We start from the raw sequence: 23,363 nt of genomic DNA on the forward strand, positions 1-23,363 counted from the left end.
ATACCTTAACGACATCTAGCCCTGGGGCTAAATATCGAATCGATATATCGGCAGATATATCACCTGTGGTGAGGGGATTTATCCCCGCCGTGGGAGCAAGGCTTGCCCGCGATGAGGGCGATGCGGTCTTTCAGAAATTGAGGCGCCTGTATCGCGAGCAAGCTTTGTTCCCACACCCACCGCCACAAAAAAGCAGACCTCAATCAAGTTTCAAGAATGGCTCAAGCCCGCGGCGCATACGCAAACACATCGGCGCGCATTTGGTGGGCGTCCATTCCAGCCTCCACCAGCGCGTCGAGCGTGGCGTAGATCATGGCGGGCGAACCGCTGGCGTAGACATGCACACTAGAGAGGTCGCTGATGTCCTCGCACACCGCCTCATGGAGCATCCCGCAGCGCCCTTGCCATCCACACAAATCGCTGACGACTTTGTGCAGGAACAGGTTCGGCAGCTTTTTCCACTCGTCCCAATGCTCGATTTCGTAAAAGTCTTCCGGTCGTCGCACGCCCCAATACAGGTGTACCGGGTGCTTGAACCCCGCAGCGCGGCAGTGCTCGATCAGGCTGTGCATCTGCGCCATCCCGGTACCGGCGGCGATCAGCACCAATGGACCGTCCGGCAACTCGGACAGGTGGGTATCGCCGAAAGGCATTTCGACGCGCACGTTGGGGTTGCGCCGCAGTTGCTCCAGCAGCGCCTGCGCACTACTTTCGCGCACTAATACGTGCAACTGCAGGTCGCGCCCCGAGTGCGGCGCGGAGGCCAGGGAGAACGCCGACTTTTCGCCGTTTTCGCGTTCGATCAACAGATACTGCCCCGCGTGATAACGCGGCGGCTTGCCCGCGGGCGCACGCAGGCGTACCCGCCAGACATCGCCGCCCACCTCGGCGCACTCGATGACCTGACAGGCCAGGTTGCGGACCGGCAACTCACCCGGCGCCAGCACGCCATCCCACAACACCACACAGTCCTCCAGAGGCTCGGCGATGCAGGTGAAAATCTCACCGTGATCGCGCACCTCGCCAGCCTGTTCCACACGGCCTTCCACCAACAACGCACCACAGACGTGGCAGTTGCCATTGCGGCAGCTTTGCGGGCATTCATAGCCCAGGCGCCGCGCGCCATCGAGAATCCGCTCTGCGGGCCGGATCTCCAGCACCGCTCCGGACGGCTGCAAGGTTACACGCATCAATCTATTCCTAACTGATTCCAGATGGCATCGATCCGTTGGGTAACGGCTTCATCCTTGACGATAACCCGGCCCCACTCACGGGTGGTTTCACCGGGCCATTTATGCGTGGCATCGAGCCCCATCTTCGACCCCAGGCCGGACACCGGCGAGGCGAAGTCGAGGTAGTCGATCGGCGTATTCTCGATCATCACCGTATCGCGCTTGGGGTCCATGCGCGTGGTGATGGCCCAGATCACATCGTTCCAGTCCCGTGCGTTGATATCGTCGTCTGTGACGATAACGAACTTGGTGTACATGAACTGTCGCAAAAACGACCAGACCCCGAGCATCACCCGCTTGGCATGCCCAGGATACGACTTCTTCATGGTCACCACGGCCATCCGATACGAACAGCCTTCCGGCGGCAGGTAGAAATCGGTGATTTCCGGAAATTGCTTCTGCAGGATCGGCACGAACACTTCGTTCAGCGCCACGCCGAGAATGGCCGGTTCATCCGGCGGCCGGCCGGTGTAGGTACTGTGGTAAATCGGTTTGATCCGATGGGTAATGCGTTCGACGGTGAATACCGGGAAACTGTCGACTTCGTTGTAGTATCCGGTGTGGTCACCATACGGGCCTTCATCAGCCATCTCGCCGGGATGGATCACACCTTCAAGGATGATCTCGGCGGTGGCCGGCACTTGCAGGTCGTTGCCACGGCACTTCACCAACTCGGTACGGTTGCCGCGCAACAGGCCGGCGAACGCATATTCGGAGAGGCTGTCAGGCACGGGCGTGACGGCGCCGAGAATAGTCGCCGGGTCCGCGCCCAGGGCCACTGCCACCGGGAATGGTTGGCCAGGGTGCTTTTCACACCACTCGCGATAATCCAGAGCGCCGCCGCGATGGCTCAGCCAGCGCATGATGACCTTGTTGCGGCCAATCACCTGCTGGCGATAGATACCCAGGTTCTGGCGATCCTTGTTCGGGCCTTTGGTGACGGTCAGGCCCCAGGTGATCAGCGGCCCCACATCGCCTGGCCAGCAGGTCTGCACGGGCAGCATCGCCAGGTCGACATCGTCGCCCTCGATCACCACTTCCTGGCAGATGGCGTCCTTGACGACTTTCGGCGCCATGGAAATGATCTTGCGGAAAATCGGCAGCTTGGACCAGGCATCCTTCAGGCCTTTCGGCGGCTCGGGTTCCTTGAGGAACGCCAGCAGCTTGCCGATCTCGCGCAGTTCGCTAACCGCTTCGGCGCCCATGCCCAGGGCCACGCGTTCCGGTGTGCCGAACAGGTTGCCCAGCACCGGAATGTCATAACCGGTTGGGTTTTCGAACAACAATGCCGGCCCCTTGGCCCGCAGAGTGCGGTCGCAGACCTCGGTCATTTCCAGCACTGGAGACACCGGCACCTGGATGCGCTTGAGTTCGCCGCGCTGTTCCAGCCCGCTGATAAAGTCGCGCAAGTCGCGATACTGCATGCAAAAGCCTCATGGTGGCCGTGGCGTTCGGGGCCCGAGTTTAACGCCGCCCGCTCAAATTAGTGAATGCGCAGATAGCAAAAAGCCGGGTTTCCCCGGCTCTTGCTAGCCTGTTCGATTTACTTGCGTTTCATCGACAGGAAGAACTCATCGTTGGTCTTGGTCTGTTTCAGCTTGTCGACCAGGAACTCGATGGCGGCGACTTCGTCCATCGGATGCAGCAGTTTGCGCAGGATCCACATACGCTGCAGCTCGTCATCGGCCGTCAGCAACTCTTCGCGGCGGGTGCCGGAACGGTTGATGTTGATGGCCGGGAAGACGCGCTTTTCGGCGATCTTACGATCCAGAGGCAATTCCATGTTGCCAGTGCCTTTGAATTCCTCGTAGATCACTTCGTCCATCTTCGAGCCGGTTTCAACCAGCGCGGTGGCGATGATGGTCAGCGAGCCGCCTTCTTCGATGTTGCGCGCGGCGCCGAAGAAACGCTTCGGTTTCTCCAGGGCGTGGGCATCGACACCACCGGTCAGCACCTTGCCGGAGCTCGGGATCACGGTGTTGTAGGCACGGGCCAGACGGGTGATGGAGTCCAGCAGGATCACCACGTCTTTCTTGTGCTCGACCAGGCGCTTGGCCTTCTCGATCACCATTTCGGCAACCTGCACGTGGCGGGTCGGCGGCTCGTCGAACGTCGAGGCGACCACTTCGCCGCGCACGGTGCGCTGCATCTCGGTCACTTCTTCCGGACGCTCGTCGATCAGCAGCACGATCAGATGAACTTCAGGGTTGTTACGGGCGATGTTGGCCGCGATGTTCTGCAGCATGATCGTCTTGCCCGCTTTCGGCGGTGCCACGATCAGACCACGCTGGCCTTTGCCGATGGGTGCGCACAGGTCGATGACACGACCGGTGAGGTCTTCGGTGGAACCGTTGCCGGCTTCCATCTTCATGCGCACGGTCGGGAACAGCGGGGTCAGGTTCTCGAAGAGAATCTTGTTCTTCGCGTTTTCCGGACGGTCGAAGTTGATCGTGTCGACCTTGAGCAGCGCGAAATAACGCTCGCCTTCCTTCGGAGGACGGATCTTGCCAACGATGGTGTCACCGGTGCGCAAGTTGAAACGGCGGATCTGGCTCGGCGAGACGTAGATATCGTCTGGGCCAGCGAGATAGGAAGCGTCTGCAGAGCGGAGAAAGCCGAAGCCGTCCTGGAGAATCTCCAGCACGCCATCACCGGAGATTTCCTCGCCGCTTTTCGCGTGCTTTTTGAGCAGGGAGAAAATCACGTCCTGCTTGCGCGAACGGGCCATATTTTCTATGCCCATCTGTTCGGCCAATTCGAGCAGTTCGGTAATCGGCTTTTGCTTGAGTTCAGTCAGATTCATATAGGAATGACGTAATCATTTATGGAGGGGGGAAATTAAGCTTTTGGCTTAATGAGGCCGCGCCGCGGAGAAGGCGACAGGATCGCGTACTTATTCGAAAGGAGTGCGTCGGCGACGGCTTGCAGGGGGCAATGGAGAAACCAGTGCGGGGCCGAATGTAACACCTGGGTTTGCGAGCGTCTAGCCCCGAATAACGAAAAAGCCCCGCGATTTGCGGGGCTTTTTCAATGGCATTCGGCGCTTAGATGTTGGCGTCGAGGAAAGCAGCCAGTTGCGACTTCGACAGCGCACCCACCTTGGTGGCTTCGACGTTGCCGTTCTTGAACAGCATCAGAGTCGGGATACCACGCACGCCGTGCTTGGCCGGAGTCTCCTGGTTTTCGTCGATGTTCAGCTTGGCGATGGTCAGCTTGCCTTTGTAAGTCTCGGCAATTTCGTCCAGGACCGGGGCGATCATTTTGCACGGACCGCACCACTCAGCCCAATAGTCGACCAGTACCGCGCCTTCGGCCTTGAGTACGTCAGCCTCGAAGCTAGCGTCGCTAACGTGTTTGATCAGATCGCTGCTCATGGAAATCTCCGGGGTTGTCAGCAAAAAAACGTGGCCCATCATAGCGGCCCTTCCCGGGTTCAGGAAGCCGCAGTTGATTGAGTCTCGCTATGGTGGCGGATGTATTTGGGTATAGCGCCAGTCACGAGGCAGCCGGGGCCACGAAGGAAATCCCGGTACGCAGCGCAGCGTTACGTACATGTTCCTGCATGGCTTTTTGTGCGGCGCCCGAAGCGCGGCGAGCCAATGCGCGAAGAATCTTGCGATGTTCCTGCCAGGTTTCCATCGCCCGCTCCGCCCTGATGAACGGTAGTTTCTGGCTTTCCAGGAAGAGTTCGGCGCTGGCCGTGAGAATGCTCAGCATGGCCTGGTTGCCGCTGGCCAGCAGGATTCGCCGATGAAATTCGAAATCCAGGCGCGCCGCGGCGTCGAAATCCCCGATCTTCAACTCCCGGCGCATGGCTTCCACGTTGTCTTGCAGTGTGTCGAGTTCATCGGCGCTCAGCGTCACCGCCGCCAGCCCCGCCGCGAAACCTTCCAGGGCGTAGCGCAACTGGAAGATATCCACTGGCGAAGCCTGAGCCGCGAAGGGCCAGCGCGACGTCGGCTCGTTCTGCAAGAGCTCCACCGGCGATTGCACGAACACCCCTTTGCCCGGCTGCACGCTGATCAGTCCCAGGGCGCTCAACGACGAAAGCGCTTCGCGCAGCGACGCCCGGCTCACACCCAGTTGCAGCGCCAGGTCCCGTTGCGACGGCAGCACATCGCCAGGCCCGAAGCCTTCATCGGCGATCAGTTTGCGAATGGCTTGCAGCGCCACTTCAGGGACGGCGCGAGAGATGGAATTCATGATTTTTCAGACGAACCGGGCCAGTGAGCGGCTAGTTGTAAAGCTATTCGACGCGCCCGGCAAGTCGTGCCCCAGCAGGGTTCGGCGACAAATACCGACGCCCGATAACGGTGCGAAATGCAGCGCAACTGTTCAGACCAGTCAGACCGTCTCCCACCAGCAAAACCGTGGCTTTGGCGCAATAACGGGCGGTTTGGCATGGCCTGTGCTCTGTCCGAACGCAGAAATCACATCACCGATTGCGGAGATTCGCCATGATTCAGCGTTGCAGCGCCCTGCTCACTGCCCTGTTTGCCAGCCTGATGCTCTGTCAGCTACCCGCCCACGCCGATGGCCTGGAAGACGTGGTCAAGCGTGGCACGCTCAAGGTCGCCGTCCCCCAGGACTTTCCCCCGTTCGGCTCGGTAGGCCCGGATATGAAGCCCCGTGGCCTGGACATCGACACTGCGAAACTGCTGGCCGACCAGCTCAAGGTCAAACTTGAACTGACGCCGGTCAACAGCACCAACCGCATCCCATTCCTGACCACCGGCAAGGTCGACCTGGTCATCTCCAGCCTGGGCAAGAACCCCGAGCGGGAAAAGGTCATCGACTTTTCCAGTGCCTACGCGCCGTTCTACCTGGCGGTGTTCGGCCCGCCCGACGCAGCCATCAATGGCCTGGATGACCTCAAGGGCAAGACCATCAGCGTCACCCGTGGCGCCATCGAAGACATCGAGCTGACCAAGGTCGCCCCCGAAGGCGCCACCATCAAGCGCTTCGAAGACAACAACTCGACCATCGCCGCCTACCTGGCCGGCCAGGTGGACCTGATTGCCAGCGGCAACGTGGTAATGGTCGCCATCAGCGAGCGCAACCCCAAGCGTGTCCCGGCGCTGAAGGTGAAACTCAAGGACTCGCCGGTGTACGTCGGCGTGAACAAAAACGAGCCCGCGCTGCTGGACAAGGTCAACCAGATCCTCGCCACCGCCAAGACCGATGGCAGCCTGGAAAAGAACTCCCAGACCTGGCTCAAGCAGCCGCTGCCGGCCGACCTCTGACCGTCGCTTGAGAGGCTGAGCATGGCTTATCAGTTCGATTTTCTGCCGGTGGTGCAAAACACCGAGCTGCTGCTGCGCGGTGCCTTGTTCACCCTGGAACTGACGGCCATCGGCGCGTTGCTCGGGGTTGGCCTGGGCATCGTCGGGGCCGTGGTGCGGGCGTGGAACATACGTCCGTTCTCGGCGATCTTCGGCGTGTACGTGGAGCTGATCCGTAACACGCCGTTCCTGGTGCAGCTGTTTTTCATCTTCTTCGGCCTGCCGTCCCTGGGCTTGCAGATTTCCGAATGGCAGGCGGCGGTGCTGGCGATGGTGATCAACCTCGGCGCCTATTCCACGGAGATCATTCGTGCCGGCATCCAGGCCATCCCGCGGGGGCAGCTGGAAGCCGCCGCGGCCCTGGCGATGAGCCGCTTCGAAGCCTTCCGCCACGTGGTGCTGCTGCCGGCGCTGGGCAAGGTCTGGCCGGCCCTGAGCAGCCAGATCATCATCGTGATGCTCGGCTCGGCGGTCTGTTCGCAGATCGCCACCGAAGAATTGAGCTTCGCCGCCAACTTCATTCAGTCGCGCAACTTCCGCGCCTTCGAAACCTATGCACTGACCACGCTGATCTATTTGTGCATGGCTCTGTTGATCCGCCAGTTCCTGAACTGGGTGGGTCGCCGCTACATTGCCAGGAGCAGCCAATGAGCGATTTCACTTTCTGGGACGTGGTGCGCAACCTGCTCACGGGCTTGCAATGGACCCTGGCCTTGTCGTTGGTAGCGTTTATCGGCGGCGGGCTGATCGGCCTGCTGGTCATGGTCTTGCGCATTTCCAAAAACGCCCTGCCCCGCAACGTCGCCCGCACCTATATTGAGCTGTTCCAAGGCACGCCGCTGTTGATGCAGCTGTTCCTGGTGTTCTTCGGCGTGGCCCTGGCCGGGGTGGAGATTTCGCCCTGGATGGCCGCGGCGATTGCCTTGACGCTGTTTACCAGTGCCTATCTGGCGGAGATCTGGCGCGGTTGCGTCGAAGCGATCCCCAACGGTCAGTGGGAAGCCTCTTCGAGCCTGGCCCTCAACCCGCTGGAACAGTTGCGCTACGTGATCCTGCCCCAAGCCCTGCGCATCGCCGTGGCGCCGACCGTGGGCTTTTCGGTGCAGGTGGTCAAAGGCACCGCAGTGACCTCGATCATTGGTTTTACCGAACTGACCAAGACCGGCGGCATGCTCGCCAACGCCACGTTCGAGCCGTTCATGGTGTATGGCCTGGTGGCCCTCGGTTACTTCCTGCTCTGCTACCCCTTGTCCCTCAGTGCGCGCTACCTGGAAAGGAGACTGCATGCCTCTGCTTAGAATTTCCGCCCTGCATAAATACTACGGCGATCACCACGTGCTCAAAGGCATCGACCTGACCGTCGAGGAAGGCCAGGTGGTAGCGATCATCGGCCGCAGTGGCTCGGGCAAATCCACTTTGCTGCGCACCCTCAATGGCCTGGAGTCGATCAACGACGGCGTGATCGAAGTGGATGGCGAATACCTTGACGCCGCTCGTGCCGACCTGCGCAGCCTGCGGCAGAAAGTCGGGATGGTGTTCCAACAGTTCAACCTGTTCCCGCACCTGACGGTCGGCGAGAACGTGATGCTCGCACCGCAGGTTGTACAGAAAGTACCCAAGGCCAAGGCGGCTGAATTGGCGCGGCAGATGCTGGAACGGGTCGGCCTCGGCGAGAAGTTTGACGCCTTCCCTGACCGTTTGTCCGGTGGTCAGCAACAACGGGTAGCCATTGCCCGGGCCCTGGCGATGTCGCCGAAAGTACTGCTGTGCGACGAAATCACCTCGGCCCTGGACCCGGAACTGGTCAATGAAGTGCTCAGCGTGGTGCGGCAACTGGCCAAGGAAGGCATGACCCTGATCATGGTCACCCATGAAATGCGTTTCGCCCGGGAGGTCGGGGATAAACTGGTGTTCATGCACCAGGGCAAGGTGCATGAGGTCGGCGATCCCAAAGTGTTGTTCGCCGAGCCGCAGACGGCGGAGCTGGCGAATTTCATTGGGACGGTCGAACACGCCTGATCGCGCCTGTGGCGGGGGCGCAAGCTCGCGCTCGGTTGCACTGTAGGAGCTGCCGAAGGCTGTGATCTTTTGATCTTTCGCTTGAGACTCAAGCGTCCGGGGAAAGATCGCAGCCTCGCTTCGCTCGGCAGCTCCTACGGGCCCAGCGGGAGCAAGCGCCCTCGCCACAGTAAGCTGCTCTGGCTCAAGGGTTTGGATCAGGCGCGTTGGCGTAAGCGGTTGATCGTGGCAGGATGTCGAGGTTATCGACCGAGACTTTTTGACCATGCCGCCATCCCAAGCCAAGAATCTGTCCCTGATTGCTGCCATAGACCTGGGCTCCAATAGCTTCCACATGGTCGTCGCCAAGGCCCAGAACGGGGAAATCCGCATTCTTGAGCGACTCGGCGAGAAGGTCCAACTGGCTGCCGGTATCGACGAAGAGCGCAAGCTGAGCGAAGAATCCATCCAGCGCGGGCTCGATTGCCTCAAGCGATTCGCGCAACTGATCAACGGTCTGCCCTTGGGCGCGGTGCGGATCGTGGGCACAAACGCCCTGCGCGAAGCGCGTAACCGTGGCGAATTCATTCACCGCGCCGAAGAGATTCTCGGCCACCCGGTAGAGGTTATCTCCGGCCGTGAAGAGGCCCGCCTGATCTACCTCGGCGTGTCCCACACCCTGGCCGATACCCCAGGCAAGCGCCTGGTAGCCGACATCGGCGGCGGCAGTACCGAATTCATCATTGGCCAGCGTTTCGAGCCGCTGCTGCGCGAAAGTCTGCAGATGGGCTGCGTCAGCTACACCCAGCGCTATTTCCGCGACGGCAAGATCACCCCGGCTCGCTACGCCCAGGCCTATACGGCGGCGCGCCTGGAAATCATGAGCATCGAACATGCCCTGCACCGCCTGACCTGGGATGAAGCCATCGGCTCCTCGGGCACCATTCGCGCCATTGGCCTGGCGCTCAAGGCCGGCGGTCACGGCACCGGCGAGGTCAACGCCGAAGGTCTGGCCTGGCTCAAGCGCCGGGTGTTCAAACTCGGCGATGTAGACAAGATCGACTTCGAAGGCATCAAGCCTGACCGCCGGGCGATTTTCCCGGCGGGCCTGGCGATTCTGGAAGCGATTTTCGACGCCCTTGAACTGCAACGCATGGACCATTGCGAGGGTGCGCTGCGCGAAGGCGTGCTGTATGACCTACTGGGGCGTCATCACCACGAAGATGTCCGTGAACGCACCCTGGGCTCACTCATGGAGCGTTATCACGTCGACCAGGAACAGGCCGCGCGGGTCGAGCGCAAGGCGCTGCATGCCTTCGACCAGGTGGCCGATGACTGGGACCTGAACGACGGTGTCTGGCGCGAACTGCTGGGCTGGGCCGCCAAGGTGCATGAAGTGGGCCTGGACATCGCCCACTATCACTACCACAAGCACGGCGCCTACCTGATCGAGCACTCGGACCTGGCAGGCTTCTCCCGGGAAGACCAGCAGATGCTTGCGCTATTGGTGCGCGGCCACCGACGCAATATTCCCAAGGATAAATTTGCCGAGTTCGGCGATGAAGGCATCAAACTGATTCGCCTGTGCGTGCTGCTGCGCTTTGCGATTCTGTTCCACCACATCCGCGGCACCCAGGAAATGCCCCAGGTGGCCCTGCACGCCGATGGCGATCAATTGGATGTAATGTTTCCCGAGGGCTGGCTGGAAGAGAACCAACTGACCCAGGCCGACTTCGCCCAGGAGGCCGAATGGCTTACGCGGGTCGGGATTGTGCTGAACATTCACTGATCGGCACCACGGCAGGCTCCCCCGTAGCGAGGGAGCTTGCTCCCGCTCGGCTGCGCAGCCGTCGCAGGATCTGCCTGAAATGGAATTTTTCCTGACACACCGAGCTGAATGGCTTCAGGGCTGCTTCGCAGCCCAGCGGGAGCAGGCTCCCTCGCCACAAAAACCAAGCTCGCCTCCAGGCGTTTAACGAACCGCCAACACCGGGCTGCTCAGACGCTCCAGCAAGGTCGCCTGGGCGCTGCGCGGGTTCTGGTTGCCAGTCGGCGTGTTGCGGATGTAGCGACCATCCGACTGCAGGCTCCAGCTGTGGGTGTTGTCGGTAAGGTAGCTTTCCAGCTCTTTCTTGACCCGCAGGATCAGCTTCTTGCCTTCCACCGGGAAGCAAGTCTCGACCCGCTTGTCGAGGTTGCGCTCCATCCAGTCGGCGCTGGAGAGGAACATCTGCTCCTCGCCACCGTTGAGGAAGTAGAACACCCGGGTATGCTCCAGGAAACGCCCAATGATCGAGCGTACATGGATGTTATGGGAAACCCCCGGAATGCCCGGTCGCAGGCAGCACATGCCCCGCACCACCAGGTCGATGCGCACGCCCGACTGACTGGCCTTGTACAACGCGCGGATGATTTTCGGGTCGGTCAGCGAGTTGAACTTGGCAATGATATGGGCCGGCTTGCCTTCCAGGGCGAACTGGGTTTCCCGGGCGATCATGTCGAGCATGCCCTTTTTCAGGGTGAACGGCGCATGCAACAGCTTCTTCATGCGCAGGGTCTTGCCCATGCCGATCAACTGGCTGAACAACTTGCCGACGTCTTCGCACAAGGCGTCGTCCGAGGTCAGCAGGCTGTAGTCGGTATATAGACGGGCGTTGGCCGCGTGATAGTTACCGGTGCCCAAGTGAGCGTAACGCACGATCTCACCGGCTTCGCGGCGCAGGATGAGCATCATCTTGGCGTGGGTCTTGAAGCCGACCACGCCGTAGATCACCACCGCACCGGCCGCTTGCAGGCGGCTGGCCAGTTGCAGGTTGGATTCTTCATCGAAGCGTGCGCGCAATTCGATCACCGCTGTGACTTCCTTGCCGTTTCGCGCCGCGTCCACCAGGGCATCGACGATTTCCGAGTTGGCGCCACTGCGGTACAGGGTCTGGCGCACCGCCAATACGTGGGGATCCTTGGCCGCTTGGCGCAGCAGGTCGACCACCGGGGTGAAGGACTCGAACGGGTGCAACAGCAGGATGTCCTGCTTGCTGACCACGCTGAAAATATTCTCACTGTTCTGCAGCAGTTTCGGGATCTGCGGCGTGAACGGCAGGTATTGCAGTTCCGGATGGCTGTCCAGGCCCGTGATGCTGAACAGCCGGGTCAGGTTGACCGGACCGTTGACCTGATACAGCTCGGTCTCATGCAGATTGAATTGCTTGAGCAGATAATCAGACAGGTGTTTGGGGCAGGTATCGGCCACTTCCAGGCGCACCGCATCGCCGTAGCGACGGGAGAACAACTCACCGCGCAGGGCACGGGCCAGGTCTTCGACGTCCTCGGTGTCCACCGACAGGTCGGCGTTACGGGTCAGGCGGAACTGGTAGCAACCCTTGACCTTCATGCCCTGGAACAGGTCATCGGCGTGGGCATGGATCATCGACGACAGGAACACATAATTGTCGCCGGGGCCGCCGACGTCTTCCGGCACGCGGATGATGCGCGGCAACAGGCGTGGCGCCGGAATGATCGCCAGGCCGGAATCGCGACCGAAGGCGTCGATGCCTTCCAGTTCGACGATGAAGTTCAGGCTCTTGTTGACCAGCAACGGGAACGGGTGCGTGGGGTCGAGGCCGATCGGCGTAATGATCGGCGCGATCTCGTCACGGAAATAGCGACGTACCCAGGTCTTGATCTTGGTGTTCCAGTAGCGGCGACGGATGAAGCGCACCTGGTGCTTTTCCAGCTCTGGCAACAGGATCTCGTTGAGGATCGCGTATTGGCGGTCAACGTGGCCATGGACCAGTTCGCTGATGCGCGCCAGGGCCTGATGCGGCTGCAGGCCATCGGCACCGGCCTGTTCCCGGGCAAAGGTGATTTGCTTCTTCAGGCCGGCAACACGAATTTCGAAGAACTCGTCCAGGTTGCTGGAAAAGATCAACAGGAACTTCAGGCGTTCCAGCAGCGGGTAGGACTCGTCCAGCGCCTGTTCCAGCACGCGGATGTTGAACTGCAGTTGCGACAGCTCGCGATGGATGTACAGGCTGCTGTCATCCAGGTTGGGTACGGCAATCGCCGGGGCCGGGGGCGGCTCGATGACAGCCGGGGGAGCAGGCTCCAGCTCCGGCGGTGTTTCGGCAATTTGCTCGACCACGGGTTGAGCGTCTTTTACGGCAACTTCAGAGAGTCCTTCGGTATTCATCGCAAATTCCTGGGAGGCTATTTCTGCTCTCGTAACAATTGGGCGGCGCGCACGGCAAAATAAGTCAGGATGCCATCAGCTCCTGCGCGTTTGAAAGCGGTCAAGGACTCGAGGATCACCCCTTCGCCCAACCAGCCGTTCTGAATCGCGGCCATGTGCATGGCGTACTCGCCGCTGACCTGATAAACAAAAGTTGGCACTTTGAATTCTTCTTTGACCCGACAAAGAATGTCGAGGTAAGGCATGCCTGGCTTGACCATGACCATGTCTGCACCTTCTGACAAGTCAGCAGCCACTTCATGCAAGGCCTCGTGGCTGTTGGCCGGGTCCATCTGATAAGAGGCCTTGTTGGCCTTGCCCAGGTTCAGGGCCGAGCCGACCGCGTCGCGGAACGGACCGTAATAGGCGCTGGCGTACTTGGCCGAGTAGGCCATGATTCGCACGTTGACATGACCGGCCACCTCGAGGGCTTCGCGGATCGCCTGAATGCGCCCATCCATCATGTCCGACGGCGCCACCACCTGGGCACCAGCCTCGGCATGGGACAGCGCCTGACGCACCAGTGCATCGACGGTGATGTCGTTCTGCACGTAGCCGTCCTCATCCAGAATGCCATCCTGCCCGTGAGTGGTGAACGGGTCCAGCGCCACATCGGTGATCACCCCCAACTCCGGGAAGCGCTCGCGCAAGGCGCGGGTGGCACGTTGCGCGATGCCTTCCGGGTTCCAGGCTTCGGCAGCATCCAGCGACTTGAGGGCCGGCGGCGTAACCGGGAACAGCGCCAGCGCCGGAATGCCCAGCTCGACCCACTTGGCGGCTTCTTCGAGCAGCAGATCGATGGTCAGACGCTCCACCCCGGGCATCGACGCCACCGCTTCGCGACGGTTCTCACCGTCCAGCACGAACACCGGCAGGATCAGGTCATCGGTGGTCAGCACGTTTTCACGCACCAGCCGACGAGAGAACTCATCACGGCGATTGCGACGCAGGCGGGTAGCAGGGAACAGACGGTTGGCGGGGGTAAAGCTCACGGCAGACTCCTGAGCCCGCGCTAACGGGCGAGCGTGACAGTTATAAGCGGCCATTATGACCAACGTATTACAGAAATGTGCACCTGCGTCCTGTCGTCGCAGTTATTGTCATTGTAGGAATTGTTCACGTCGAGACACATTTCGATACTTTCCTGAATGTGCCTGAAGGGTTAGGCTGCGCGTTCATTTCGCCAGCACCCAGACAATGCTCCAACAATTTCTGCATGACTTCGGCTACTTGGCCCTGTTTATCGGCACGTTCTTCGAAGGCGAAACCATCCTCGTGCTCGCAGGCTTCCTGGCGTTCCGTGGCTACATGGACATCAACCTGGTCGTGGTCGTGGCGTTCTGCGGCAGCTACGCGGGCGATCAGCTGTGGTATTTCCTGGGACGCAAACACGGGCGCAAGCTGCTGGCGCGCAAACCGCGCTGGCAATTGATGGGTGATCGCGCGCTGGAGCACATTCGCAAGCATCCGGACATCTGGGTCCTGAGCTTTCGCTTCGTCTATGGCCTGCGCACGGTGATGCCGGTGGCCATCGGCCTGTCAGGCTATCCGCCGGGCCGCTACCTGTTGCTCAACGGCATCGGTGCGGCGATCTGGGCCACGGCACTGGCAGCTGCCGCCTACCACTTTGGCGCGGTGCTCGAAGGCATGCTGGGCAGCATCAAGAAATACGAGCTGTGGGTACTCGGAGCCCTGCTGGTGCTGGGCTTGTGCCTGTGGGCGCGCCGACGCATCAAGAATGCGCGACTGGCAAAAAAAGTCCTTGAGGCCGAGCGGCTGGAACAGGCTCGATCCGGCGAATCTACGACGCCAACCGAGTAAGTCGTTTGCGACAGCAATACAGCCCGATACCGCTAAGCAGGCTGTAGCTGAGCAGACCGAGCCAGGCCACGGAACTGGCCGACCACAACCCGACCAGCGGCGCCAACCACACCAGCGGCAGGTTCGAGGCCAGCCGCAACAGCTCCAGCCTCAGCGCCCATGGGCGATTCTCCAGGGCCACGCCCAGCACGAACAAACCCAACGCCACCGTGCCCCAACCCAGCACCAGGGCGGCGACCGGCAAGCTGTTCTCCAGGTTCATCAAGTAGCTGCCCAACGCGATATAGACGCAGAACTGCAGCGCCACGTACCACTGTTGATGCCCGTCCAGCGGCACCTCGAATTTGCGGAACTGACTCAGGTCCGGCTTGTTCAGCGGGAACCTGGCGGCCACGTCCGCCGGCCGCCATCCGGTGGGCATGAACCAGATCCGCAGCTTGTCCCAGCCGCGCTCGGCCCGTCGGGCATCCGCCCATAGCTGTGCATAAAACTGCAGGTTCGCCCACAACGGATTCCAGCTGGCCAGCGGCGTGGTCACGCCAAAAATCACCGGCTCGTTGTCGTCCTCTTCCTGGAAGGTGCCAAACAGACGGTCCCAAATAATGAACACCCCGCCGTAGTTACGATCCATGTAGAGAGGGTTCTGTGCATGGTGGGCACGATGATTGGAGGGCGTAACGAAGCACCACTCCAGCCAGCCGAGCTTGGGAATATGTTGGGTGTGGACCCAGAACTGGTACAGCAGATTCAACGCCGCAACGCTGACGAACACCACCAGCGGCACGCCGAGCACAGCCAGCGGCAGGTAGAAAATCCAGCTCAGCACAAACCCGGTGCTGGTCTGGCGCAACGCGGTGGAAAGGTTGTAGTCCTCGCTCTGGTGGTGCACCGAATGAGCGGCCCAGAGGATGTTGCGCTCATGGCCCAGGCGGTGCAGCCAGTAGTAGCAGAAGTCGTAGAACACGAAAGCGAACACCCAGACCCAGGCCTGGTCAGCAGCCAATTGAATGACGGCCAGATGCTCCACCGCAAAGGCGTAGGTCACCAGCCCCACACCCTTGGTCAACAGGCCAGTGGTGGTGGACAGCACACCGGTGCTCAGGCTGTTGATCGCGTCCGCCAAACGGTAGTGGCTCACGCCTCGCCAGCGATCAACCAGCAACTCGACGGCAATCAGCACGAAGAAGAACGGCACGGCATACAGAATGAAATTCATGACGCGACCCGAGCATGGAGTTAACCGGCAGATTAGGTGTAGCCGCTGGAGAACCCTATGGCAACGAGTGACAAATTAGTGGACATTTAACGCCATGAATCTGGAGAAAAACCCATGAGCAAAAAAATTGCAGTGATCCTTTCCGGCTGTGGCGTGTATGACGGCGCCGAGATCCACGAAAGCGTGATCACCTTGCTGCGTCTCGACCAACGTGGGGCACAGGTGCAGTGTTTTGCCCCCAACATTGCCCAACTGCATGTGATCAATCACCTGAGCGGCGAAGAAATGCCCGAGAGTCGTAACGTGCTGGTGGAATCGGCGCGGATCGCCCGGGGCAACGTGAAGGATTTGCGCGAAGCCAGGGCCGAGGATTTCGACGCCTTGATCGTACCCGGCGGCTTTGGCTCGGCGAAAAACCTCTCCAACTTTGCCGTCGAAGGCCCGGGTTGCAGCGTCCAGCCAGAAGTCCTGGCGCTGGCCGAGGCCTTTGCCGAAGCCGGCAAACCGGTGGGGCTGATCTGCATTTCCCCAGCCCTGGCGGCGAAAATCTATGGCCCTGGCGTGGTCTGCACCATCGGCAACGATGCCGACACCGCCGCCGCCGTGGTCAAGATGGGCGGCACTCACGAGGAATGTACCGTCACCGACATCGTCGAAGATACCGCACGCAAACTGGTCAGCACCCCGGCCTACATGCTTGCGCAGAACATCAGCGAAGCGGCCTCGGGCATCAATAAGCTGGTGGACCGGGTGTTGGAGTTGACGCACGAGAACGACGTCTGACACCGCACTCGCCCTGGTGGGAGCGGGCTTGCTCGCGAAGGCGTCGGTTCAGTTGGCCTATCTATTGGCTGACACACCGCTTTCGCGAGCAAGCCCACTCCCACAGGGGATCTAGGCAAGACTCAGGAGATTCGAGCCAACCGCGTCAATATCCGGTCCAGAGCATTGGCAAACCCCTGCTTGTCCCGCTCGCTGTACGCCGCCGGGCCGCCGCCCATGTGGCCTTGTTCACGCAAGTCGGTGAACAGGTTGCGCACCGCCAGTCGATCGCCCATGTTCTGGGCATCGAATTCCTTGCCCCGCGGGTCAAGGGCTGCAACGCCGTTCTTCACCAGCCGGTCGGCCAGGGGCACGTCACTGCAAATGACCAGCTCGCCGGGTACCGCGTGCTCCACCAGGTAATCATCCGCCGCGTCAGGGCCGCTGGGCACCACGATCAGCTTCACGCAGGCCAGGCCCGGCTTGATCTGCGGCTGACCGGCCACCAGCACCACTTCGAACTGACGCTTGAGGGCGAACTTGACCACCAGATCCTTCGCGGCCTTGGGGCAGGCGTCGGCGTCGATCCATACACGCATTGGGTTGCTTCCTCTGTTTAAAAGCATCGCGGGCAAGCCTTGCTCCCACAGGTGAGTGCTGACTGGGGGAGCAAGGCTTGCCCGCGATGATGAGCGCAGCGAATGCTGTTCAGGAAACCTGGACCCGACGCTTCTCCGCCACCCAACTACGTCCATATAGCACCATGATCGCCAGGATCGCGACCACTTGAGCGGTCAGCGAATAGGCATCGGCATGAATACCCAACCAGTCGAAGTCGAAGAACGCCACCGGATGGGTGCCAAAGATCCCGGCTTCCTGCAATGCCTTCACACCATGGCCGGCGAACACTACCGACAGTGCGCACAGCAACGCGGCGTTGATGCTGAAGAACAGCGCCAGTGGCAGTTTCGCCGAGCCGCGCAGGATTACCCAGGCCAACCCGACCAGCAATACCAACGCCGTCGCGCCGCCCGCAAGCACCGCGTCATGGCCGGCGGGGCCAGCCTGCAGCCACAGGGTTTCGTAGAACAGGATCACTTCGAACAGTTCACGATAAACCGAGAAGAACGCCAGGATCGCGAAACCAAAACGCCCGCCGCCGCCCACCAGACTGCTCTTGATGTAATCCTGCCAGGCCGCCGCATGACGCCGGTCGTGCATCCAGACACCCAGCCACAGCACCATCACACTGGCAAACAACGCCGTCGCACCTTCGAGCAACTCACGCTGGGCACCGCTGACGTCAATCACATACGCCGCCAACCCCCACGTCGCCAGGCCAGCCAACAGCGCCAGGCCCCAACCGACGTTGACGCTGCGAACTGCCGACTGCTGGCCGGTGTTGCGCAGGAACGCCAGGATCGCCGCCAGCACCAGGATCGCTTCCAACCCTTCGCGTAGCAGAATCAACAACCCTGAAATGTAGCTCAGCGACCAGCTCAAGCCATCGCCGCCCAGCAGGCCGGCGGATTCCTTCAATTTAGTCTTGGCCGCGTCCAGGCGCTGTTCGGCCTGCTCGACCGGCAAGCCATCCTGCAAGGACTGTCGATAAGCCATCAGCGACTTTTCGGTGTCCTTGCGCACGTTGGCATCGACGTTATCCAGCGAGCTTTCCACCAGTTCGAAACCTTCCAGGTAAGCCGCTACCGACAGGTCATAGGCCTGGTCGTGATCACCGGCGCGATACGCCGCGATGCTTTTATCCAGGGTGGCGGCGGTGTAGTCGAGCAACTGTGCCGGGCCGCGCTGCACTTGCGGCGGCTGGGCTCGCTGGGCACGGAAAGTGGCCGCGGCTGCCGGGCCTTGCGCCGCGAGGACTTCGGCCGGCGTCTGACGCGCAAGGTCTGCAAGATTGTAGGTCTGTTCACTTTTCGCAGCAGCCGGGTCGGCGCTGAAGCTGGCGATATAGGTCGCCAGGTCCCAACGCTGACGGTCGTCAAGCTGGTCGGCGAAGGCCGGCATGTCGGTGCCCTCGACGCCCATGCCGAGGGTGTTGTAGATCGCGTAGAGACTCAGGCGATCCAGGCGCTGGCCGTCGCGCAGATTGGCCGGCGGCGGCTCCAGGCCGACACCGGCAGGCCCGTCGCCGGCACCGCTGTCACCGTGACACACCGAACAATGCTGGGCGTACAGCGGCGCACCGCGCGTGGGGTCCGGGGTGATAACCGGTGCTTGGCTCACTTCGTAAGCCACCGCCAATCTGGCCCCCAGTTGTCGCGCCAGACGGGCGACATCGCCGCCATCCTGGCGCTGGGTGATCGCACTGCGCAACGCGCCGATGCCTTGGGTCAGCTCAGCTTTTTCCGGCTTGGCGGGCAGCGCAGCGATCAACCCCTCCACTGCCTGGGTGAACTCCAGTTGTTCGCGGTATTCCGCCTCGTCGACAACCTTGCCCGCCTCGACCGTCACTGGATAATCGGCCCCAATGTAATCCAGCAAATGCAGCGCCTGGGGGGCACCTTCAACGGTATCGGCCAGCAAAGGAGTGCTGCACAGGGCCAGCAATGGCAGTGCAAGCCAGGCCAGAATACGAAACGGGGCAGCCATGAATGACTCTCAGTTGGTAATAAGAAGTAACACATTGTTCACTTCCAATGGCTTTGGCTCAAGAGGCGATTGGCCTGGGGGCACATTTTCATCGGATTTTCATGCTTTGGAGGTGATGTCACAAAAACACCATTTAGATACTGAAAAGCCATTACACAGCCTCTGCCCCTGTTTATAATCGCGCCGCCTTCTTATTGTCAGATGGCATAAAAGCTCCTCTGCTTATGAGGAACCGACGGCGTTTCGACGCTTGTCCGTGGGATCGTCCCAGCCCGACCCGCACAACCCGGCTGATACCTCAGGGAAGATGTAGTCATGGCATCCCGTGCCGCTTTTTCGCTCGCCCTCGGTGCGATCACCTTGTTGTCCGGCTGTTCGGCCTTTCGCAACTACGACAGCGAACTGGCCCAGACCAACCAGCAGCTGGCTTCCGGCAACGTCGATGCGGCGTTGACGCTGCTGGAAAAGAACAACAGCAACCAGGATAAAGACCTCCTGTACTTCTTCGAGAAAGGTGAGCTGCTGCGCGCCAAGGGCGACCTGTCCGGCAGCCAGACAGCCTGGACCAGCGCTGACCAGCAGGTCGGCCAGTGGGAAGACGCGGTCAAGCTCGACACCGCCAAGTACCTGGCCCAGTTCGGCAGTTTCCTGGTCAACGACAAAGTCCGGCGCTACGAAGGCTACGACTACGAAAAGGTCATGCTGACCACGCAGATGGCCCTGAACCTGCTGGCAGTGAACGACTTCGACGGTGCGCGGACCCAAATCAAGAAAACCCACGAACGCGAAGCGGTGATCGCCGACCTGCGGGACAAGGAATACCTCAAGCGCGAAGAGGACGCCGAGAAACAAGGGGTCAAGACCGAGTACAAGGACCTCAAGGGTTATCCGGTGGCCAGCCTCGACGCCCCGGAAGTGGTCAGCCTCAAAAACAGTTATCAGAGTGCGTTCAGCCATTACCTGGCCGGTTTCGTCTACGAAGCCCTGGGCGAAAAGGACTTGGCCGCGCCGGGCTATCGCAAGGCCGCCGAACTGCGCCCGAACACCCCGCTGCTCGAACAGGCGCTGCTCAACCTCGACAAGCCTGCCGCCAAGAACGATGACAGCGACATCCTGATCGTCGTGCAGAGTGGCCTGGCGCCGTCCCGGGACTCGATCCGCGTTCCCCTGCCCTTGCCCATCAGCGGCAACCTGGTCATCACACCCTTGTCGTTCCCGCTGATCAAGCCTGATACCTCGACCGCCACCTTCGCCCAGATCGGCGTTGACGGCCGGCAGATGGACCTGACCCAACTCAACAGCACCACCGCCATGTCCCGCCGGGCCCTGCGCGACGACATGCCGGGCATCATCCTGCGCACGACCGTGCGTGCCATCAGTCGTGGCGTAGCGCAAAAACAGATCAACGAAACCAATCCACTGGCCGGCCTGGCCGTGGGCATTACCTCGGCCGTGCTCGAAGGCGCCGACACCCGGACCTGGCGCACTCTGCCGGACTACACCCAAGTGGTGCGCCTGCGCCTGAAGAAAGGTGAGCACCAGGTCACCTTGCCAAGCGCCGTGGGCGGCTCGGTGGTCAAGGTCACCGTCGATCAGCGCTACCAGGTCATCAGCCTGCGGGCGGTGGGCAACCAGGTGTTCGCCGGCGGCCTCGCCGCTCAAGTGATGCCCAGCGCCAACCCGACCGCCATTGCCCTTAAGCAACCTTAAGAACGGAGTCTTATTCACATGCGTTTAAAACTGATCGCCGTCGGCGCCCTGGCCTTGCTGGCCGGTTGCGCCACCCCGCCGCCACCGGAGCCGGGCAGCGCCGCCAGCAAGGTCGTGGCGATGGGCAAGACGAAAAACATCGTGGTCGGCGCCATGCGCGTGGCCCGGGAAAACGGTTACATGACTGTCAATGTCCAGTTGAGCAACACCAGCTACAACAACAAGACCATGTATTACCGCTTTGCCTGGCTGGGGCCGGAAGGCTTTCCCATCGCCGAGGAAGAAACCTGGAAAAGCCTGACGATGTACGGCGAACAAACCAGCTTCCTGCCGGCCATCGCGCCGACGCCCAAGGCTGTGGATTTCCGACTGGAAATCAATACCCCTTAAAAACGCTCCCACAAAAAGCGCCCGAGTGACGCGTTATCCCTTTTTCAGTTTTCGAGAGCACCCACATGTTTGTACGCATTTCCTCCATCGCCCTCGCCGTCCTGCTGGTCAGCGGCTGCGCCAACAACTCCCCGGTCCTGGGCAACAAGAACATCAGCTACGGCGACACCAAGGCCGTGGAAACCGTGACCAACGAGTTCGGCTCCACCGACCTGCAAATGATCGCCGAGTCCATGACCCGCTCCTTGGCCCAGTCCGGCGTTCTGCAAGGCCGCCCGGTGGTCCAGGTCTATGACGTGAAGAACAAGACCAGCGAATACATCGACACCCGCGAGATCACCACCAGCATCAAGACCCAACTGATGAAGACCGGCGCGGCGCGTTTTGCCAGCGACAACAACGCCATGGACAGCCAGGTCGACCAGCTCAAGCTGCAGAACCAGAGCGGCCTGTACAAGAAAAGCACCGTGGCCAAGACCGGCAACATGATCGCTGCCAAATACCGCATCGAGGGCTCCATCAGCTCGATCGTCAAGCGCAGCAGCGACTACAAGGACGTCTTCTACAAATTCAGCCTGCAATTGATCGACGTCGAAAGCGGTCTGGCCGAGTGGATGGACGAGAAAGAAATCCGCAAAACCACGGAGCGTTAAACCATGCGCACATGGATTGGCATCATGGCCCTGGCCTGCGCGTTCGGCGCGCAGGCGGCCCCAAAAGTCGCGGTCACTGACCTGGCGTACCAGGAGCGAGTGGAAGAATACATCCACACCGTTTCCGCCCAGAGCAACTTCCAGGCGAATGCCTATAGCGCCAGCGCCTCGTCGAGCTACGACGAGATGGAAGCCACCAGCAGCTACATCGAGCAGGGCGAGCTGCGCAAGTTCACCGGTGACATCAAGGGCGAGATCCTGCGCAGCGGGATGTTCCAGCTGGTGCAGGGCTCACCGCACACTGCGTCGTCCAAGGGTGACGTCTACGACGTGATCAGGCGCATCAAGGCTGGGCAGTTCAAGGGTGCCGATTATGTGCTGTTCGGCACGGTGTCGGACATCGACTTCACCCGCGACATCAACGAACTGGGCACCGCGGACAGCTACTCGGCAGTACTGGCGCTGACCCTGGTAGCGGACTTCAGCCTGATCAACACCAAGACTTTCGAAATCACCTCGGCGTTCACCGCCATGGGCGAAGGCCAGGACACCAAGCTGTTGAACCACCGGGATGTGCGCATCAGCCTCAACCGGCCACGGGTGGTGCGCGAGGTGTCCAAGGCTTTGGGTGAAGACGTGGCGCGGCAACTGAGCGAACAACTCGGTGGCCCGAGCTACGAACAGGCCGGTGAGCCTGTGCAGCGCAATAATCTACCGCGCGATACCGCACCGGTGATCTTGCGCTGAATCACACCGCCGGGTAGATGCTTTTGTGGCGAGGGAGCTTGCTCCCTCGCCACAGGTATCGCCTGCCCTTTGCGGTTATACGGTGACCCTGCGAATCGTCGCCAGAAAACCCGCCGCACCGATGAACAGTCCGGCAAAAGTCCGGTTCATCCGCCGCTGCTGTTTCGGCGTGCGCAGCAGGCGCAAGACTTTGGCCGCCAGCCCGGTGTACCCGGCCATGACGATGAGATCGACGCAAATCATGGTCCCGCCCAGGATCAGGTATTGCTTGACCAAGGGTGCATGGGGGTCGATGAATTGCGGCAGCACCGCCAGCATGAACACCAGGGCCTTGGGGTTGCTGATATTGACCAGAAAACCGCGAAATATCAGCGCCAGGGGGTTGCCGATGGGCCGTACGGCCGCGTTATCACTGATCTCGCCGGGGATGGCTCGCCACTGTTTGACCCCCAGGTAAACCAGGTAGGCCACACCGAACCATTTGATCACATAGAACGCAGTGGCCGACGCGGTGAGAATCGCACCGACACCGGCGGCAACGATCACGACTTGCAACGCCAGGCCCAGCTGCAGACCCATGGCATTCCAGTAGCCGCGCCAGAAACCGTACCGCAGACCGCTGGACATCGATGCAATGGCACCGGCACCCGGCGAAAGGCTGATCACCCAACACGCGGCGAAAAACGCCAGCCATGTTTCCAGCACCATTGCACACCT

At 60.9% G+C, this 23,363-nt stretch carries 22 protein-coding genes; 11 read left to right on the forward strand and 11 right to left on the reverse strand.

Annotated elements, in window-relative coordinates:
• Positions 1–221: 221 nt before the first annotated feature.
• The 5 genes from ACWNZ1_RS10765 to ACWNZ1_RS10785 form a co-directional block, all read right to left on the reverse strand.
• Positions 222–1,190 carry a CDP-6-deoxy-delta-3,4-glucoseen reductase gene (locus ACWNZ1_RS10765; RefSeq protein ID WP_135847703.1) on the reverse strand — a complete coding sequence of 323 codons (969 nt, stop codon included), beginning with the start codon at positions 1,188–1,190 and terminating at the stop codon, positions 222–224.
• Complete coding sequence (gene ubiD, locus ACWNZ1_RS10770; protein WP_135847704.1) at positions 1,190–2,656, reverse strand: 4-hydroxy-3-polyprenylbenzoate decarboxylase; 1,467 nt, start codon at positions 2,654–2,656, stop codon at positions 1,190–1,192. Before ubiD ends, ACWNZ1_RS10765 begins: the two co-directional genes overlap by 1 nt.
• Positions 2,657–2,775: 119 nt before the next feature.
• Positions 2,776–4,035, reverse strand: a complete 1,260-nt coding sequence (gene rho / locus ACWNZ1_RS10775; RefSeq protein WP_025216061.1) for a transcription termination factor Rho — start codon at positions 4,033–4,035, stop codon at positions 2,776–2,778.
• A 241-nt stretch (positions 4,036–4,276) separates the two neighbouring features.
• The gene (gene trxA / locus ACWNZ1_RS10780) at positions 4,277–4,606 is read right to left on the reverse strand and encodes a thioredoxin TrxA (protein ID WP_003177349.1); all 330 of its coding nucleotides are present in this window, start codon (positions 4,604–4,606) and stop codon (positions 4,277–4,279) included.
• Positions 4,607–4,727: 121 nt separating this feature from the next.
• Positions 4,728–5,435 carry a FadR/GntR family transcriptional regulator gene (locus ACWNZ1_RS10785; RefSeq protein ID WP_135847705.1) on the reverse strand — a complete coding sequence of 236 codons (708 nt, stop codon included), beginning with the start codon at positions 5,433–5,435 and terminating at the stop codon, positions 4,728–4,730.
• A 254-nt stretch (positions 5,436–5,689) separates the two neighbouring features.
• Between ACWNZ1_RS10785 and ACWNZ1_RS10790 the strand changes: the two genes are divergently transcribed.
• The 5 genes from ACWNZ1_RS10790 (at position 5,690) to ppx (ending at position 10,301) form a co-directional block, all read left to right on the forward strand.
• Positions 5,690–6,475 (forward strand): transporter substrate-binding domain-containing protein, encoded by a 786-nt coding sequence (locus tag ACWNZ1_RS10790; protein WP_135847706.1) that lies wholly within the window; start codon positions 5,690–5,692, stop codon positions 6,473–6,475.
• Between the two features lie 21 nt (positions 6,476–6,496).
• A complete protein-coding gene (locus ACWNZ1_RS10795) occupies positions 6,497–7,165 on the forward strand; it encodes an amino acid ABC transporter permease (protein WP_135847707.1) in 669 nt (222 codons plus the stop codon).
• Positions 7,162–7,812 (forward strand): amino acid ABC transporter permease, encoded by a 651-nt coding sequence (locus ACWNZ1_RS10800; protein WP_135847708.1) that lies wholly within the window; start codon positions 7,162–7,164, stop codon positions 7,810–7,812. The genes ACWNZ1_RS10795 and ACWNZ1_RS10800 overlap by 4 nt, the downstream gene beginning before the upstream one ends.
• Positions 7,799–8,533, forward strand: a complete 735-nt coding sequence (locus ACWNZ1_RS10805) for an amino acid ABC transporter ATP-binding protein (protein WP_135847709.1) — start codon at positions 7,799–7,801, stop codon at positions 8,531–8,533. The genes ACWNZ1_RS10800 and ACWNZ1_RS10805 overlap by 14 nt, the downstream gene beginning before the upstream one ends.
• Positions 8,534–8,798: 265 nt before the next feature.
• Complete coding sequence (ppx, locus tag ACWNZ1_RS10810) at positions 8,799–10,301, forward strand: exopolyphosphatase (protein ID WP_135847710.1); 1,503 nt, start codon at positions 8,799–8,801, stop codon at positions 10,299–10,301.
• Between the two features lie 183 nt (positions 10,302–10,484).
• Here the strand turns inward: ppx and ppk1 are convergent, their stop codons facing one another.
• Positions 10,485–12,701 (reverse strand): polyphosphate kinase 1, encoded by a 2,217-nt coding sequence (gene ppk1 / locus ACWNZ1_RS10815; RefSeq protein ID WP_135847711.1) that lies wholly within the window; start codon positions 12,699–12,701, stop codon positions 10,485–10,487.
• A gap of 17 nt (positions 12,702–12,718) precedes the next feature.
• Positions 12,719–13,732: a porphobilinogen synthase gene (gene hemB / locus ACWNZ1_RS10820; RefSeq protein ID WP_135847712.1), complete on the reverse strand. Its 1,014-nt coding sequence runs from the start codon at positions 13,730–13,732 to the stop codon at positions 12,719–12,721.
• Positions 13,733–13,937: 205 nt separating this feature from the next.
• Here hemB and ACWNZ1_RS10825 point away from each other — a divergent pair, with 205 nt between their 5' ends.
• Entirely contained in the window at positions 13,938–14,561 is a 624-nt protein-coding gene (locus ACWNZ1_RS10825) for a DedA family protein (protein WP_135847713.1), read from the forward strand.
• On the opposite strand, the gene ACWNZ1_RS10830 is transcribed toward ACWNZ1_RS10825, so the two are convergent.
• Positions 14,542–15,777: a sterol desaturase family protein gene (locus ACWNZ1_RS10830; protein WP_135847714.1), complete on the reverse strand. Its 1,236-nt coding sequence runs from the start codon at positions 15,775–15,777 to the stop codon at positions 14,542–14,544. The genes ACWNZ1_RS10825 and ACWNZ1_RS10830 overlap by 20 nt on opposite strands.
• A gap of 114 nt (positions 15,778–15,891) precedes the next feature.
• On the opposite strand from ACWNZ1_RS10830, the gene elbB reads away from it, so the two are divergent.
• On the forward strand, positions 15,892–16,560 hold the full coding sequence (gene elbB / locus ACWNZ1_RS10835; protein ID WP_135847715.1) for an isoprenoid biosynthesis glyoxalase ElbB: 669 nt from the start codon (positions 15,892–15,894) through the stop codon (positions 16,558–16,560).
• A 122-nt stretch (positions 16,561–16,682) separates the two neighbouring features.
• Here elbB and ACWNZ1_RS10840 read toward each other — a convergent pair whose 3' ends face one another.
• The gene (locus ACWNZ1_RS10840) at positions 16,683–17,138 is read right to left on the reverse strand and encodes a YaiI/YqxD family protein (protein WP_210641964.1); all 456 of its coding nucleotides are present in this window, start codon (positions 17,136–17,138) and stop codon (positions 16,683–16,685) included.
• Between the two features lie 109 nt (positions 17,139–17,247).
• Positions 17,248–19,146, reverse strand: a complete 1,899-nt coding sequence (locus ACWNZ1_RS10845) for a cytochrome c/FTR1 family iron permease (protein WP_135847717.1) — start codon at positions 19,144–19,146, stop codon at positions 17,248–17,250.
• A 315-nt stretch (positions 19,147–19,461) separates the two neighbouring features.
• On the opposite strand from ACWNZ1_RS10845, the gene ACWNZ1_RS10850 reads away from it, so the two are divergent.
• The 4 genes from ACWNZ1_RS10850 to ACWNZ1_RS10865 all read left to right on the forward strand — a co-directional run bounded on the left by ACWNZ1_RS10850 (position 19,462) and on the right by ACWNZ1_RS10865 (position 22,646).
• Complete coding sequence (locus ACWNZ1_RS10850) at positions 19,462–20,856, forward strand: COG3014 family protein (protein ID WP_256453912.1); 1,395 nt, start codon at positions 19,462–19,464, stop codon at positions 20,854–20,856.
• Positions 20,857–20,874: 18 nt separating this feature from the next.
• Positions 20,875–21,246 carry a YcfL family protein gene (locus ACWNZ1_RS10855; RefSeq protein WP_186706841.1) on the forward strand — a complete coding sequence of 124 codons (372 nt, stop codon included), beginning with the start codon at positions 20,875–20,877 and terminating at the stop codon, positions 21,244–21,246.
• A 65-nt stretch (positions 21,247–21,311) separates the two neighbouring features.
• Positions 21,312–21,899, forward strand: a complete 588-nt coding sequence (gene lpoB / locus ACWNZ1_RS10860; protein ID WP_135847720.1) for a penicillin-binding protein activator LpoB — start codon at positions 21,312–21,314, stop codon at positions 21,897–21,899.
• Between the two features lie 3 nt (positions 21,900–21,902).
• Positions 21,903–22,646: a penicillin-binding protein activator LpoB gene (locus ACWNZ1_RS10865; RefSeq protein WP_135847721.1), complete on the forward strand. Its 744-nt coding sequence runs from the start codon at positions 21,903–21,905 to the stop codon at positions 22,644–22,646.
• Positions 22,647–22,721: 75 nt separating this feature from the next.
• Here ACWNZ1_RS10865 and ACWNZ1_RS10870 read toward each other — a convergent pair whose 3' ends face one another.
• The gene (locus ACWNZ1_RS10870) at positions 22,722–23,354 is read right to left on the reverse strand and encodes a LysE family transporter (protein WP_135847722.1); all 633 of its coding nucleotides are present in this window, start codon (positions 23,352–23,354) and stop codon (positions 22,722–22,724) included.
• Positions 23,355–23,363 lie beyond the last annotated feature (9 nt).

Source organism: Pseudomonas sp. CFBP 5748, from assembly GCF_053850495.1.

Coding starts and splice junctions, on each gene's coding strand:
- ACWNZ1_RS10805 (WP_135847709.1), top strand. CDS start 7,799: ATGCCTCTGCTTAGAATTTCCGCCCTGCATAAATACTACGGCGATCAC.
- ppx (WP_135847710.1), top strand. CDS start 8,799: ATGCCGCCATCCCAAGCCAAGAATCTGTCCCTGATTGCTGCCATAGAC.
- lpoB (WP_135847720.1), top strand. CDS start 21,312: ATGTTTGTACGCATTTCCTCCATCGCCCTCGCCGTCCTGCTGGTCAGC.
- ACWNZ1_RS10785 (WP_135847705.1), bottom strand. CDS start 5,435: ATGAATTCCATCTCTCGCGCCGTCCCTGAAGTGGCGCTGCAAGCCATT.
- ACWNZ1_RS10840 (WP_210641964.1), bottom strand. CDS start 17,138: ATGCGTGTATGGATCGACGCCGACGCCTGCCCCAAGGCCGCGAAGGAT.
- elbB (WP_135847715.1), top strand. CDS start 15,892: ATGAGCAAAAAAATTGCAGTGATCCTTTCCGGCTGTGGCGTGTATGAC.
- ACWNZ1_RS10825 (WP_135847713.1), top strand. CDS start 13,938: ATGCTCCAACAATTTCTGCATGACTTCGGCTACTTGGCCCTGTTTATC.
- trxA (WP_003177349.1), bottom strand. CDS start 4,606: ATGAGCAGCGATCTGATCAAACACGTTAGCGACGCTAGCTTCGAGGCT.
- ACWNZ1_RS10850 (WP_256453912.1), top strand. CDS start 19,462: ATGGCATCCCGTGCCGCTTTTTCGCTCGCCCTCGGTGCGATCACCTTG.
- ACWNZ1_RS10845 (WP_135847717.1), bottom strand. CDS start 19,146: ATGGCTGCCCCGTTTCGTATTCTGGCCTGGCTTGCACTGCCATTGCTG.
- ACWNZ1_RS10790 (WP_135847706.1), top strand. CDS start 5,690: ATGATTCAGCGTTGCAGCGCCCTGCTCACTGCCCTGTTTGCCAGCCTG.
- rho (WP_025216061.1), bottom strand. CDS start 4,035: ATGAATCTGACTGAACTCAAGCAAAAGCCGATTACCGAACTGCTCGAA.
- ACWNZ1_RS10830 (WP_135847714.1), bottom strand. CDS start 15,777: ATGAATTTCATTCTGTATGCCGTGCCGTTCTTCTTCGTGCTGATTGCC.
- ACWNZ1_RS10765 (WP_135847703.1), bottom strand. CDS start 1,190: ATGCGTGTAACCTTGCAGCCGTCCGGAGCGGTGCTGGAGATCCGGCCC.
- ACWNZ1_RS10795 (WP_135847707.1), top strand. CDS start 6,497: ATGGCTTATCAGTTCGATTTTCTGCCGGTGGTGCAAAACACCGAGCTG.
- ACWNZ1_RS10870 (WP_135847722.1), bottom strand. CDS start 23,354: ATGGTGCTGGAAACATGGCTGGCGTTTTTCGCCGCGTGTTGGGTGATC.
- ubiD (WP_135847704.1), bottom strand. CDS start 2,656: ATGCAGTATCGCGACTTGCGCGACTTTATCAGCGGGCTGGAACAGCGC.
- ACWNZ1_RS10800 (WP_135847708.1), top strand. CDS start 7,162: ATGAGCGATTTCACTTTCTGGGACGTGGTGCGCAACCTGCTCACGGGC.
- ppk1 (WP_135847711.1), bottom strand. CDS start 12,701: ATGAATACCGAAGGACTCTCTGAAGTTGCCGTAAAAGACGCTCAACCC.
- ACWNZ1_RS10855 (WP_186706841.1), top strand. CDS start 20,875: ATGCGTTTAAAACTGATCGCCGTCGGCGCCCTGGCCTTGCTGGCCGGT.
- ACWNZ1_RS10865 (WP_135847721.1), top strand. CDS start 21,903: ATGCGCACATGGATTGGCATCATGGCCCTGGCCTGCGCGTTCGGCGCG.